Below are 14,225 nucleotides of genomic sequence, written 5' to 3' on the forward strand. Positions count from 1 at the left end.
TAAATAAGATGTTGTTACGATTACAGACTGAAGCCTACTTTAAAGCCAACCGGAATGGTCCACGGCATGACGTTCTGCAATTCGATGCCCTGACGGAACCGGCCACCATCGGCCTGGAAAGCCCGTTCGGGATCGATCCCGATTTTAGCCGCCGTCCACAGAATGATGTTCCGGCTATAGACCGAAATGTTGGCATTGCGCAGTCCGAACAGTTTCGGAATGTTGTAGCCCAGGGAGATTTCCCGCAGTTTGACAAACGAAGCGTCGAAGGTGATCTGCTGGTTAAAGCTCCAGGGGTAGGTGTCGGTGATCGGGTAAATGTTGGTGCCGGTGCCGCCCAGGTGTTCGGTATACGTGCCATCGGCATTCTGGATTACGCCCGGAATAAAACCGCCGTCGTATTCAAGCACACCGTCGCCGTTGGAATCGAAGCCCATACCACCCGTTGCCTGCGTATGCCCCCCAACACGCGGGAAGTTTCCGTTTTCCGGGATGATGTATTTTTCCGGATCCGACTTGAGCATGTTCACCAGGTCCGTCGATGACATCGTTCCGCCCGGGATCAGGTTGTCAAGCTGCCGTTGCGACCGCCAGTCCGACTCGCCATAGCGGTACGTATACGATTGGAAGTTTCCTCCGCTCCGCCAGTCGAAGCTGGCATTCAGCGTAAAGCGTTTGTAGGAAAGCGACGCCTGCATCCCCATCATAAACCGGGGGTTGAAGTTACCGACTTTCACCCGCTTATCCCGGTCGTTGACGGCCGTCCATTCGCCGTTGCGGGTCAGGATTGGCCAGCGGTAATAGGGCGAAGACGCATCCTGCACCGTGGCAAAGCCCCGGCTGTAGAGGTTTCCGATTTCTTCACCCACGAAGGAGAAGGCCCCCCCGTTGTTGTCGTCCCACAATTGGTAGAAATCGATGCCCGGCGCCAGTTCTTTGATGGTCGTCCGGTTGCGGGTGAAGTTGACGTTCAGATCCAGGTTCCAGCCATTGGTGCTCTTGATGGGTGTTCCGCCCAACACGATTTCCCAACCTTTGCTCACCAGGGCCCCGGCGTTGATCAGCTTGCTGCCAAAACCCGAGGAGGTGGGCGTCGTGACGGTCAGAATCTGGTTTTTGTTCTCGGCGTTGTAGTACGTTCCGTCGAACCGTAGTCGGTTATTGAACAGATTCAATTCCACCCCGAATTCGGTCGAGGTCTGAATTTCCGGTTTCAGTTGCGGGTTCAGCAGGGTTCCCGATACGTTGGTCGTAATCAGGCTTCCCCACGAACCGGTTCCCAGCGCCGGAACCAGCCGGTAGGGGTCGGTGTCGTTCCCGACCTGTGCGATGTTGGCCCGGAATTTCAGCAATGATATTTCCGATGGCAGGTTGAAGGTATAGTTGGCCAGCCAGCTCAGCGACGCCGAGGGGTAGAAGTAGGAGCGGTTAGCGGCCGGCAACGTACTCGACCAGTCGTTCCGGGCCGTCAAATCCAGGTAAAGCTGGTCTTTGAACCCCAGCGATGCCGTTCCCAGCAAGCTGTAAATAGCCTTCTCATACGTGCTGTTGGAGAATTGCAGGGCGGTATTCGGAATATTGGAAATCCGGTACAGGTTCGGGATGGTCAGGATGGCTCCGCCCATGTAGGAATCGCGGTAATTTTGCTTCATGACGTTTCCACCGCCGGAGATGCTCCAGTCGAAATCGCTGATTTTCTTGCGGTAGGTCACCATGGCGTCGGCATTGGTTTCATACCGGGCGATGTCCTGCAGGTAATAGCCACCATTCCGGCCCCGTGAGTAGCTCCAGGGAATTTTGGTTTCCCGGTTTTCGGCAAACTGGTCGTGCGAAACCCGGGCGTAGGCCGACAGTTCGGGCGAAATGGTCCAGTCGAGTTTGATATTTCCGAAAACACGATCGCGAACGAAGCCGTTGTTGAGGGCATAGGCCAGAAAATACGGGTTATCACCGTTGGAAGACACCGACCGCTGCTGAATTCCTTCGCTCCCCGGCACCCAATAGTTGGTCAATTGACGAACATCGACGTGTGGATAGAGGTAAACAGCCTCGAGCGGGTTAGCACCCCGGTTGTTGGTGGAAGGGCGGTTGTTCGATTTCGACCGAACGAAGTTGAGGTTCGTGCTCAGTTTGAAATTTTTGCTGATGTCGAACGCCACTGCCGTTGCCAGTGAATTCCGGAATAAATCCGAGTTCGGAATCAGGCCCTTGTTCGTCATGTTATTGAACGAAATCCGGTAGGTTGTTTTATCCCCAGAGCCCGCCAGCGCAATGTTGTTGGTCGACGTAATCCCGGTTTCCAGGAAGTTCTTCATGTTGTCCTTATACGACACCAGTGGTGTAGCCACCTTGTTGCCATCGGCACCCACCGGGCTGTTCCACTGAACGGCGTTGTTGCCGGCATCGAGTGCCGGGCCACCCCAGTAGGCCGAGCTTTCGTCCAGGCGGTTATTGCGGTCGCCGTTGCCGTATTTGTAGTGAAAATCCAGGTAGCGGTAGGGCCGTTCAAACACATTGCTGGTCGAGAAGGTGATACCGACGCCTTTGCCTTTGGTGCCTTTTTTGGTCGTCACCAGAATAACCCCGTTGCCGGCGCGTGAGCCATAGAGTGCGGCTGCGCTGGGGCCTTTCAGCACCGAAATACTTTCGATATCTTCCGGGTTCAGGTCGGAGATGGCGTTCCCGTAGTCGACGTTGTTGCGGTCGCCCATGGAGCGCAGGTTGTTCAGCCCGCTGGCCACCGGCACCCCGTCGATAACGAACAGCGGCTGGTTGTCGCCCGTCAGAGATTTGGCTCCCCGGATTACAACGCTGATGGAAGAACCCACCCCGCTGGTCTGGTTGATGGCAACCCCCGGCACCCGACCCGCCAGCGAGTTCATGGCATTTTCCTGCGTTACATTGGTAAGATCGTTTCCTTTCAATTCAGGAACCGAGTAGCCCAGGGACCGTTTTTCGCGTTTGATCCCGAGGGCCGTCACAACGGCTTCATTCAGCGTTACACCGCTTTCGGTCAGCGTTAGGTCAACCGAGCTGCGGCTTCCGACGGCAATTTCCTGGGTCTCAAAACCGATGTACGAAAAAACCAGTACCGGATTTGAACCCGTTACATCGATGGTATACTGGCCGTTTCCGTCGGTGTTGGCACCGGTTTGCGAGCCTTTCAGCACCACGTTCACACCGGGCAGGGAAGCGCCGTCGACGCTGGAGGTTACCCGGCCACTGACTTTGCGGCCCTGCTTGATCTCAGTTGGTTCCGATGGTTGCCCGGAACGTTTCCGAATGACGATGTTTTTGTTTACCGCTTTGAATTCCAGCGCCGATTGTTGGGAAATGCTGGCCAGGATGCTTTGTAGATTGTTTCCATTCTCGATTTTGACACGCTTTTCGAGTTCACTTTTCAAGTTGTCCTCATACAGAAATACATAACCGGTGATTTTGGTGATCTTGCCGATGATTTTCTGGATCGATCCTTCCTCCCGGACCAGGGATATTTTAACGTTTTCCAGATCGATTTCCGGTCGATCTGCCCATGCTGCCGAGAAACACAACCCCGCCAACAGTGCTACTGTACACAAATGCCTTAGCATTCGTGGAATAATAGAGTTCGAGTTCATAGAAGTATTAATTAAGTAGGAATTATCTGTAGATAAAAATGAATTTAATTTTATCCGTAAGGTCGCTTGCCACATCAAATTAAGAGGTGTTTTCGTTCATTTTCATTGTTTCTCTTTTTATGATATTGTTAATTTCTAATGATCACGGTTTTGCCGTTTATTTCGTATTGTGCATCGATTGCATAAGTAATTGATTCTAACATAGAATCCAGACTTTCGTTCAAATGGACTCCCGTAAATGACGTATGATAAAGTGCTTTGTTTTCAATGATAATATCGACATCATACCACTTTTCCAGTGTCCGCTCAACAGAAATCATGGGCGTATTATTGAATTGCAACGAGCCGTTTACCCAACTGCTTTCCTGCCCGGCATTGACGTCGGTAATCCGGAACGATTCGGTCGATTTGGAATAGATTAATTTTTGATCTTTTATCAGAATAATGGGCGTCGATGATTGGGCATTCAGATTGACGCTAACCCGGCCGGATCGGACGGTTATTTCCACCTCATTTTCGTCGTCATAATTCTTTACATTAAAAGACGTTCCGAGTACTTTTATGCGGAGATCACCCACCGAAATAACAAACGGTTTTGATTCGTCCCGTTCCACGTCAAAAAAAGCTTCTCCCTGCAAAGCAACCGTCCGGACGGCCTGACCAAAGGCATTCGGAAACCGTATTTTGGTGTCCGAATTGAGTTTCACCACACTGCCGTCGCTCAGGCGCAGGCTTTTTCGTTTTCCGCGTGGTACGGCTTCTTCTTTGGTGGGCGTGTTCGGTGCAAAAGTGGCGGTTTTGGGTTGGTTTAGGGCAATGGGCAGAGTCGAATTGCTGGTGGCGAAAAAGTAGTATAAGGTACCCAGACTAAACAGAAGAGTGACGAAGGCGGCTATGCCCCGGTAATCGGTATAGAATGTTCGAATCGGCAGGGATGTCCGTTTTGACCGCGTGAGGGCGGTTTCATCATCCGGTTTTATAGTCGGTTCTGAGTTGGAAGGTGAACGTTCTTCTTCGACCAGCTCATTGAAATAGTTTTCCAGAATCGGCGAATACTCCTGTAGTGTCTCATCTTTTCCCAGCCCCTCCAGCAATTCATCCAATTCTTTCCCCGTCAGCGTGTTGCTGATGAGTTTGTTAATCAAATATTCGGCGCGGGACCGTACCATTCTATCGGTAGTTTGGTAAGTTGCCTATAATACTGTGCCGACTTGCTAAAAGACTATTGATCAGAGAAATATTTTTGACAAAACCGGTCTGAATCGGGGGCTTATAAAAGTCGAAAGCCATTCGAACGGTGGGAGTCGAATGGCTTTCTGAACAAAAACCGGGAATAGGAGTAAGCCGGATTATAAAGCCGCCATGTCAACTTTTTCGCGAAGAAACTGCTTCGCTTTTACCAACTGATTTTTAACGGTATTTTTTGAAATCATCAACATTTCCGCAATTTCCTGATAGGATTTTCCTTCCTCGATGTTGAGGAATAAAATTTGCTTCCGTTTTTCAGACAACAGGTTTACAGCCGTGTAGAGGAGCTGGAACTTCATTTCTTTATCTTCCAGTTCTTCGTCGCGGGCGGCTGCCATTTTTTCCATGTACTGCTGTTTAAGCTGGTTGTTCTTCTCCATCTTTTTCAGATGGTCGAAGGCCATATTCCGTAAACAGGTAAACAGATACGAGGTAAAGTTAAGGGTAGGGTTAATTTGCGAGCGTCGATCCCAGATTTTGATAAAAACTTCGTGAATCATGTTTTCGGCCTCTTCTTCATCCTTCAGAAGCGTGATGCAGAATTTAAGAGCCGGTGTCCGGTAGTACTTATATAACTCCGCAAAAGCAGCCTGATCGCCCTGGATCACTCTGCGGAGAATACGTTCATTTAGACAATCCATTGTCGTGGGTGATTAGGAAACGTTAAAAATTACGGGCGATTGGGTACTCGTTCTCTTCAATGGTGTGACCTGTTCAGCAACTGGCTGTTGTTAAGCTAAAATTGGTCATTTTTTTTGATAGATCCGTCGCAAAATGCGTAAATCTATCCTCAATTTGCGCAAGGCGGTTTTTAGGTGATTTTACTGGTTTTTTCGGGCTTTGTATTCCTTGTATTTCCGGTTATATTCTTCCAGTTGTTCCGGTTTGAATCGCTTCTGGTATTCAGTGGGCAGGTCGAGTCGTTCGGGTTTGAGCGAGGGCGACCGGTCGGTGAGCTGGTTCTTGCCTTTCGAATTTTTAGCCAGTTCAAACGAGTCATAGAGTTCGCCCGTTACCGTAAACGACTGGTAGGCCAGCTTCCCGCCGTCGATGGAAACGATCTGGTACAACTGCGTATTGGAAGCCGCCCGATCCATCCAGTCCTGCAAACCGATGTCATACATCTTCGGCCCACTCACCGATACCACATACACCGGCCCATCGGGATACTTCCGGCTTTTTCCCAGCGGCATGTTCAATCCGCGCCCGTAGGTGTGGTCGTGCCCCTGCAAAACCAGATCGACACCGTATTTTTTATAAAGAGGCTCCATTTTATCGCGCCATTCCTGGTTGTCGCGCCCGCTTTTGGTCGAATAAATCGGGTGGTGGTGCGTCACAACCGTCCAGCGGTTGGGGTTGTTGGTCAACACCTTCACGAGCCAGTCGGCCTGCTGATCCAAAACCGTCGAGTCGAGCAAGGCCCCCTGCGAATCCAGCGAAACAAACCGGGTGCCCTGGTAGTCGATATAATAGGCGGTTTCTTTCAGTTTTTCGGGGCCATTTTCGGGCAGTACAAACGACGGCCGCCAGTGCCGCGACACCTTCCGCTGCTCGTCGTCATCCTTGAAATATTCGTGATTGCCGGGCGTGGCCAGCGTCGGCACCATGCCGTTGATCCAGCCACCGGCTTCGAACCATTCGCCCCACTGCCAGTCGGCGTTGGAGGTCGTGATCAGATCCCCCGCGTGAATCATGAAAGCGGCTTTTGGCATGGTGGAATATGCCCCGCGAATGGCCCGTGACCAGAGCGAGCGGATGTCGTTTTGTGCATCGCCAAAGTAGATAAACGAAAACGGAACCGGGCTGTCGCTGGCCGTTGTAAACTGGAACCATTCGGTCCAGTAGGTTCCGTTGCCCACGCGGTAGTTGTATTTCGTGGCCGGTTTCAGGTTTTTGAAATGGACAGTATGATACAGTTTCGTGGTGCCATCCAGCCTGACGGCCTGGGTCGTCGCAGGAACGGTATTGGCCTTCGTGGCTACTTCGGGCGAAGGATCAGCTTCCGCAATCATACCCACGGAATTGGTGATGGTCGAATCGGTTCGCCAGTTGACCGACTGCGAAGTCTCCGGGTTGTCCTGCCATCCCAGGGTTAACCGGTCCGGGTAAACCGATGGGAGATACGGTTTGTGTTCCTGGGCCTGAGCAGTCAGGAAGGATTGGAAAAGGAATAGAAAAGAAGCAGAACGCAGCGTAAACGGCAGGTGAAATTTCATAGGGACTCATTTTTACCAATGGAAATACTGCCAAAATTGCGAAAAGGACTATTACCGCTGTGTTAATCTTTTGGTTTTCGGAAAACCTGAAATTTGCGTCCCCGGCCCGATAGCCCGGAATTCCGATTGCGGAGTATACTACAGCAGAAACCGTTCCGGATGTTCATGAGCCCCAAACGAAGTCTTTATGCCCTCCCGCTGTACCTGCTGCTCGGCCTGTTCTGGTCGTGCCATTCGGGCGATCGGGTCGTGGAAGAAGAGGTCGTTTACCAGGATTCGGCTTTCTGGCAGGAATACCACGAAGCCTATCCGATTGGCACCCGGCCCAACGAAAACGAGGTGCGCAGTGTGGCCGTCGATCGGGAATCCACGGTTTGGGTTGCTACGGCCGCCGGTATTTTCAGGAAACAAGCTGACCAGGACACCTGGACACCGGTGATGACGGAAGCCGACCAGGGCCCGGCTTTTGCCGTCGAAGTGGCTACCGATTCGGCGGTCTGGCTGGGGACCTGGAATGGGGTTTACCGGTTTAAAGACCAGAAACTGGAGCGGATGAACGGGCCGGCCGCGCCCATTTCGGCCCTTTGTGCCGCCAACGAAGGCGTTTATGCACTCGGCCCCCACGGCGTCTGGCTTCATACGGCTGCGGGTTGGCAACCAAAAAAATACCCGTTAGCGCGCTCAATTCGGGATGTGATATCGGATCGGCAGGGCGGTATCTGGGTGGCCACCGATGTCGGTTTATACCACAGCCGGGCCGACTCGACCGAACATTTTTACAAAACCGATCATCTGATCAGTGCTTATATCAAGGGAATTGCCTTCGATTCGGCGCAAAACATATGGGCGGGCGGATTGGGGGGGGTGACCGTTCTGAACCAACATCAGAACGTGAAAACGCTGCGGCAGGAAGAAGGCATTCCGTCCAATTTTGTAACTTGTGTCGAACAATCGCCCGACCGGTCGATGTGGGTGGGAACGGAGGTGGGGGTCGTACGGTATCAGCCCGATGGCCGTCATTCGCTGCGGTTCAGCCGACGCTGGTTGCTCGACGATCACGTCAACGACCTGGCGTTCGATGCCGCCGGAAACGCCTGGATTGCCACGGCGAAGGGCGTCAGTGCGATCAAAAGACGGAAGATGAATCTGGCGCAGAAGAATGATTATTTCTACGACGTCCTGATGAAACGCCACATCCGCGAACCGTGGATTGCGGGGCAGTGCAAGCTGCTGACGCCCGGTGACACCACGACCTGGGCACCCGACGACGACGACAACGACGGCGAATATACCGGCAACTACCTGGCGATGGAATGCTTCCGGTATGCCACCACCCAAAGCCCGGATGCGAAGGCGAAAGCCGCCAAAGCCTTCCGGTTTTTGAAACTGTTGCAGGAAGTAACGGACACCGACGGTTTTTTTGCCCGAACCATTGTGCCAACTAGCTGGACCAGCGTTCATGACGGAAACCGCATCTTCACGGCGCGGGAACGGGCCGACGAACTGGTGAAAGAACCGCGTTTCAAACCGGTGGAAACCCGCTGGCGGAAATCGAAAGACGGAAAATGGCTCTGGAAAGGCGACACAAGCAGCGACGAACTGTGCGGCCACATGATCGGCTACTACCTCTATTATGAACTGGTGGCCGATGAGGCCGAAAAAACCGTCGTCCGCCAGCACATCGCCCGGATTGTGGACTATCTGATCAAGCACAATTATAACCTGGTCGATGTCGATGGCAAGCCGACGCGCTGGGCGGTTTGGTCGCCGGAGCAACTGAATCACGACCCCGAGTGGACACCCGACCGCAGTCAGAATTCGATGGAAATGCTGTCGTTTTTGAAACTGGCGCACCACGTCACGGGTCAGGCGAAGTACGAAAACGAATACCGGCGGCTCATCGATCAGGAGCATTACCTCGACAACATGAGCCAGATCGCCCAGCAGAATCCGGCCTGGTTCATCTATTTCGACGTCATGTTGCAGGCGTATGTCTATCCGATTCTGATCCAATGCGAGAAAGATCCCAAGCTGCGGGCGTTCTACGAAAAACACATGGATGCCTGGATGGAACGACGCCGGGGTGACCGAAATCCGCTGGTCAATTTCTTTTATTGTTTTTCCCGGAACAAGAAAACCGAGCTGGCGGCATCCGTGGATTTTTTGGTCGATACGCCCCTGGATCTGGTCAACTGGCCGTTCGATCACACGAAGCGGGAAGACGTTCGGATTTCGCGCAACCCGGTTCTGGATGAATTGCAGGTTAATGAATTGCCGCCCGCCAGCATCCGAACCGTTGTTCGTTGGGACAAAAACCCGTGGTCGGCCATCAACGGCGACCCCGGCATCGAACGCGAACCGGTTTTCTGGTTGCTGCCGTATTGGATGGGGCGGTATTTGAAAATGATTGAATGAGAGGGTTGTTTCGCGGAGTTGAGCGGAGGAAAAGGGAGTTAAGCAGAGTTTTTCTAAAACCTCTTTTCTCTGCGCAACTCCCTTTTCCTCCGCTCAACTCCGCGAAACAGTAAATTTTAACGATATGAACAAATTACTAACAAGTATCCTCGTTCTGGTAACTAGTTCCTACGGGGTCGCGCAGCCGAAAACCACCTACGCCGAGCAACTCGGCTACCCGAAGGGCAAGAAAATTGTCATCTTCCACGTCGATGATGCGGGCATGTTCCTGTCGGCCAATCAGGGAACCATCAAGTCCATCGAGCAGGGTGTAGCAACCTCGACGAGCATCATGATGCCGTGTGCGTGGTCGGCCAGCTTTATCAAATACGCTCTGAAAAATCCAACGGTCGATGCCGGTATTCACCTGACGCTCACCTCCGAATGGAAAGATTACCGCTGGTCGCCCCTGGCGGGTATCAAGCAGGTGCCAAGCCTGACCGATTCGGAAGGTGCTCTGTGGCCGGAAGTTGCCGACGTGGTGAAACACGCCAAACCCGACGAACTGGAACTGGAAATGCGGGCGCAGATCGACCGGGCCATTACAATGGGTCTGAAACCGACGCACCTCGATTCGCACATGGGGACGCTGTTTGCCACCCCGGCTTTCCTGGAAAAATACATCAAAGTGGGCGTCGATTACGGCATTCCGATCATGTTTCCCGGCGGCAACAACACACTGCTGGTCGACAGCGAAATTCAGCCGGTGATCGACAAACTGAAGGCGGAAGGCAAATACCGGGAAGGCATGAATCTGCCCATTCCGGAGTCCCTCAAACAGGCTCCGGCCATCGGCGAAAAAATCTGGAAAGCCGGTTTGCCCGTCCTCGATGACCTCTATGCCGACACCGGTCAGTGGAAACCGAAAGACGTGAAAGACCCGAGTCCGGAAGTCTGGGGGAAATACAAAACGAAGCGGTTCAAGGAAATCCTGACGAAAATGAAACCGGGCGTCGCCATGATCATCATTCACAGCAACGACCTGAACGAAACCTTCAAATACATCAGCGGTTCCGGCGGTTCGCGGTATGCCGACATGCTGTCGATGATGGACCCCGAACTGAAAGCGTTTATCGAATCCGAAGGCATCGTGCTGACGACCTGGCGCGAACTCATGCAACGCCGGAAAGCGATCAAGTAAAACCATGAAGAAACTTAGTGCGGTTTTTTGGGCTCTTCTGCTGGTAACGAACGGGTTGCTGGCCCAGTCGGCCGTATCCGTTGTTCGGGAAGAACTGATTTTTCCGTATCAGAACGAGCACGTTCACGGCAGCAGCCTGGTGGCCCTGCCCAACGGCGATTTTCTGGCTACCTGGTTTCAGGGCAGCGGAGAACGTTCGGCGGATGATGTACGGATCATGGGCGCGCGTCTGACAAAAGGACAGAAAACCTGGAGCGAACCGTTTCTGATGGCCGACACCCCCGGTTTGCCGGACTGTAATCCGGTGCTGTTCCTAAACCGGCAGAACAAACTTTTTCTGGTCTGGATTGCCGTTCAGGCCAACCGCTGGGAGCATTCGATTCTGCGGTTTAAAACCGCTGTTGATTACGCCAAACCCGGTGCGCCGGTCTGGAACTGGCAGGATAACATTCTGCTAAAACCAGACGAGCGGTTTGAAAAGGAAGTGGCCATAAAATTCAAGAAGCTTCCCGAAAATACGGCCGGTTGGGCCGAATACGCGCCGAAATACGACGACATGATTATTGAAGCCAGCCGCGATTTGCGGAAACGCAGCACCGGCTGGATGACGCGCATCAAACCGCTGCTGCTGCCGACGGGCCGGATTCTGCTGCCGCTGTATTCCGACGGTCTGAATCTGTCGATGGTTGCCATCTCCGACGACGACGGAACCACCTGGCGTCCGAGTTTGCCGATTGTGGGGCGCGGACCGATTCAACCGGCGCTGGCGCAACGAAACGACGGAAGCGTTGTGGCGTATATGCGCGACAGTGGCGACCAGCCCAGCCGGGTTCACACCAGCGAATCGACCGACCAGGGAGAAAGCTGGACGGCTACCGTGAAGTCTGATATTCCCAATACCGCCAGTGTGGAACTGCTCCGACTTCGGGATGGGAAATGGGCGTTTTTCGGGAATGACATCGACGACGGACGCCACCGGCTGAGCCTTTTTTTGTCGGATGATGAAGGGAAAACCTGGAAATGGAAGACCCGGATCGAAGACAAGCAACCCGGACAAGGCGGTTTTTCCTACCCATCGATGATTCAGACGCCGGACGGGCTGATTCACCTGACGTATTCCTATCATCTTGAAAAAGGCCGGAAATCAATCAAATATGTTGTTGTCAATCCCACCGCTGTCAGGGTCTCCGACCGCTGACGGGGTGGACAAAATCCCAATCCTCATGCGAACACCACTTTACAGTTTTCTTTTTGTCATTTTCTCCAGCGTTTGTTACGCACAGACACAGCCGGTTTACCAGGACAAACCCTACTGGCAGGATTACAGCATTAAATTTTACGCGGACAAACCCAATGGCGACTTGCTGGATGTGCAGGCCGACCGCAACGGCGCCATTCAGATTCTGACATCAAAAGGTGATTTGCTGCACCCGCACGACGGCCAGTTTCTCTATCCCGGCACCCTGCAACCAGACAATACCTACCGGTTTATGAAGGACAAAAAGCTCACGGCTTTGGGCAGCTATCAACAGCAATTCGTTTACCTCAGCGATCAGGTGGTGTTTGCCAATGCCTGGGCGGGGAAGTTGTTCTCCACACACGGTCTCCCGAATGCCAAACTCTTTCAGGGTGGGGCGGATTTTACCTTTCTAGTATCCGACGGCTCGTCCCTGAATTTGCTGAAAGATTCAAAAAGCCTCTGGAAAGGCAGTTTGCCGGGCGATGAAACCGTGGCGATTCGCTACCAGCCCGGCGCGAATCAGTTCTGGGTTCTGGGTAAAAAATCGTTGTACACCTTGTCGGTTTCGGGTGCAAAATTGACAAAAGTGCTGGACGGAGCCGGTTTCACCGCTTTCGATGTGACCAATCAGGGCAAAAAAATCATTGTCGGAACGAACGATGGTTATCTGGAATTCGATGTGGCTACGAAAAAACAAGTGGGAGCCATTCGCCAAAAATTGCCGTGGACCGAAATTACCGCCGTGGCGGAAGTGGACGGTAAACTGTGGTTTGGTTCGACCAAAGGCGCGTTTGCCTTGCGCCCGGACGGCAAGTTCGATTACTACAACGGCGAACGCTGGCTACCGGGCGATGAGGTCACGCACATTTCGAAAGGCCCCAAAAACTCGGTGTTGATTCTGACCAAAGCCGGTTTGGGGCAAATCTGTTTCAAACAGATGACGCTTTATGACAAGGCCGTCTTTTTTGACAATCAGGTTCGGAGTCGCCACATCCGGGTGGGCTTCAACTCGACGCTGGACCGGATGGAAAAAGGCAACCTGGCGACGGGGTATCTGGACGATTCCGACAACGACGGTCTGTGGACAGCCATGTATCTGGGCGGGGAGATTTTCCGCTATGCCGCTACCAAAGATCCCGAAGCCTTGCAAAACTGCCGGGAGTCACTCGATGCGATGGAGCGGCTTTACACCATCACGCCGGTGCCGGGTTTTCCGGCCCGCTCGTTCGAGCGCAGTGGACACATGAAGGAACTCTCCGATTCGGAGCGCTGGCAACACGCCAGTGATAAGGAGTGGGACTGGAAATCGACCACGAGCAGCGATGAGGTGATTGGTCACATTTTCGCGTTCGGCGCGATGGCCGAACTGATTCCCGATAAAAACCTGAAAAGCCGGGCCATTACGCTCATCGACACGCTAATGAGCCACATCATCAGCCATGATATGTACCTCATCGATTTCGACGGAAAACCGACGATGTGGGGCAAATGGAACCCGACCTACGTCAATTCCTTCCCGACCAATGTGGGCGACCGGAAGCTGAATTCGTCGAATATTACGTCAATGCTGCAAACCGCTTACCATTTTACCAAAAAGGAAAAGTACAAAAAAAAGCTCCTTGAGCTGATGCAGAAACACGGTTATCTGACCAACCAGATGCGGTCGATGAACGAGATCGGGAAAGCCCCTGCGGATGCCGACGAACACGCCAAACACATGTCGGATGGCTGGAATCACTCGGACGACGAGATGTATTTCGTTGGCTACTGGGGACTGTATCGGTATGCGCTGAACGACACTTTGAAGGCTAAATACAAGCAGCAGATCATTGACCACTGGCAGGCGGAACGGCCCGAAAAGGAGGGAGCCTGGAATATCTTTACGGCCCTGACCGGCACGAAGGAATTTGACCTGAACGAAGCCGCCTGGTATCTGCGTGAACACCCGCTCGATCTCATCGACTGGTCGATTCAGAATAGCCACCGCAAAGACATCGAACTGCTGCCGGAAAACTTCCGGAGACAAACAACGAAGGAAGTGCTGCCCCCCGACGAGCGACGCATCCAGCGGCACAACGCCAACATGTTCGACCTCGACCGCAAAGGCCGGAGTGGCGGCTCGGAAAATAGCGCAGGCGATATCTGGCTCCTGCCTTACTGGATGGGGCGTTATCTGGGGGTGATTTCTGCGCCGGTTAAATAGAAAAGAAAGAATTATTTCGCAGAGTTTAGCGGAGAAAAAAGAGAGTTACACAGAGAAAAAAACAACTCTGATAAACTCTGATTTTCTCCGCTAAACTCTGCGAAAT

At 52.8% G+C, this 14,225-nt stretch carries 8 protein-coding genes; 4 read left to right on the top strand and 4 right to left on the bottom strand.

Annotated elements, in window-relative coordinates; all coding sequences use genetic code 11:
* Positions 1-20 precede the first annotated feature (20 nt).
* The 4 genes from DUE52_RS20370 to DUE52_RS20385 form a co-directional block, all read right to left on the bottom strand.
* A complete protein-coding gene (locus DUE52_RS20370; RefSeq protein WP_114407889.1) occupies positions 21-3,617 on the bottom strand; it encodes a SusC/RagA family TonB-linked outer membrane protein in 3,597 nt (1,198 codons plus the stop codon).
* Positions 3,618-3,745: 128 nt separating this feature from the next.
* The gene (locus DUE52_RS20375; RefSeq protein ID WP_114407890.1) at positions 3,746-4,786 is read right to left on the bottom strand and encodes a FecR family protein; all 1,041 of its coding nucleotides are present in this window, start codon (positions 4,784-4,786) and stop codon (positions 3,746-3,748) included.
* Between the two features lie 180 nt (positions 4,787-4,966).
* The gene (locus DUE52_RS20380) at positions 4,967-5,506 is read right to left on the bottom strand and encodes an RNA polymerase sigma factor (RefSeq protein ID WP_114407891.1); all 540 of its coding nucleotides are present in this window, start codon (positions 5,504-5,506) and stop codon (positions 4,967-4,969) included.
* A 180-nt stretch (positions 5,507-5,686) separates the two neighbouring features.
* Entirely contained in the window at positions 5,687-7,081 is a 1,395-nt protein-coding gene (locus tag DUE52_RS20385) for a purple acid phosphatase family protein (protein ID WP_114407892.1), read from the bottom strand.
* A 165-nt stretch (positions 7,082-7,246) separates the two neighbouring features.
* Between DUE52_RS20385 and DUE52_RS20390 the strand changes: the two genes are divergently transcribed.
* From DUE52_RS20390 to DUE52_RS20405, 4 genes are all read left to right on the top strand, one after another.
* A complete protein-coding gene (locus DUE52_RS20390; RefSeq protein WP_114407943.1) occupies positions 7,247-9,496 on the top strand; it encodes a ligand-binding sensor domain-containing protein in 2,250 nt (749 codons plus the stop codon).
* A gap of 124 nt (positions 9,497-9,620) precedes the next feature.
* Positions 9,621-10,676 (top strand): polysaccharide deacetylase family protein, encoded by a 1,056-nt coding sequence (locus DUE52_RS20395; RefSeq protein WP_114407893.1) that lies wholly within the window; start codon positions 9,621-9,623, stop codon positions 10,674-10,676.
* A gap of 4 nt (positions 10,677-10,680) precedes the next feature.
* Positions 10,681-11,874 (top strand): sialidase family protein, encoded by a 1,194-nt coding sequence (locus DUE52_RS20400; protein WP_114407894.1) that lies wholly within the window; start codon positions 10,681-10,683, stop codon positions 11,872-11,874.
* 25 nt (positions 11,875-11,899) lie between these two features.
* Positions 11,900-14,119, top strand: a complete 2,220-nt coding sequence (locus DUE52_RS20405) for a hypothetical protein (protein ID WP_114407895.1) — start codon at positions 11,900-11,902, stop codon at positions 14,117-14,119.
* The last annotated feature ends 106 nt before the right edge of the window (positions 14,120-14,225 follow it).

This window comes from Larkinella punicea (assembly GCF_003334855.1).
GTDB lineage: Bacteria > Bacteroidota > Bacteroidia > Cytophagales > Spirosomataceae > Larkinella > Larkinella punicea.

Coding starts and splice junctions, on each gene's coding strand:
- DUE52_RS20385 (WP_114407892.1), bottom strand. CDS start 7,081: ATGAAATTTCACCTGCCGTTTACGCTGCGTTCTGCTTCTTTTCTATTC.
- DUE52_RS20395 (WP_114407893.1), top strand. CDS start 9,621: ATGAACAAATTACTAACAAGTATCCTCGTTCTGGTAACTAGTTCCTAC.
- DUE52_RS20380 (WP_114407891.1), bottom strand. CDS start 5,506: ATGGATTGTCTAAATGAACGTATTCTCCGCAGAGTGATCCAGGGCGAT.
- DUE52_RS20390 (WP_114407943.1), top strand. CDS start 7,247: ATGAGCCCCAAACGAAGTCTTTATGCCCTCCCGCTGTACCTGCTGCTC.
- DUE52_RS20375 (WP_114407890.1), bottom strand. CDS start 4,786: ATGGTACGGTCCCGCGCCGAATATTTGATTAACAAACTCATCAGCAAC.
- DUE52_RS20405 (WP_114407895.1), top strand. CDS start 11,900: ATGCGAACACCACTTTACAGTTTTCTTTTTGTCATTTTCTCCAGCGTT.
- DUE52_RS20370 (WP_114407889.1), bottom strand. CDS start 3,617: ATGAACTCGAACTCTATTATTCCACGAATGCTAAGGCATTTGTGTACA.
- DUE52_RS20400 (WP_114407894.1), top strand. CDS start 10,681: ATGAAGAAACTTAGTGCGGTTTTTTGGGCTCTTCTGCTGGTAACGAAC.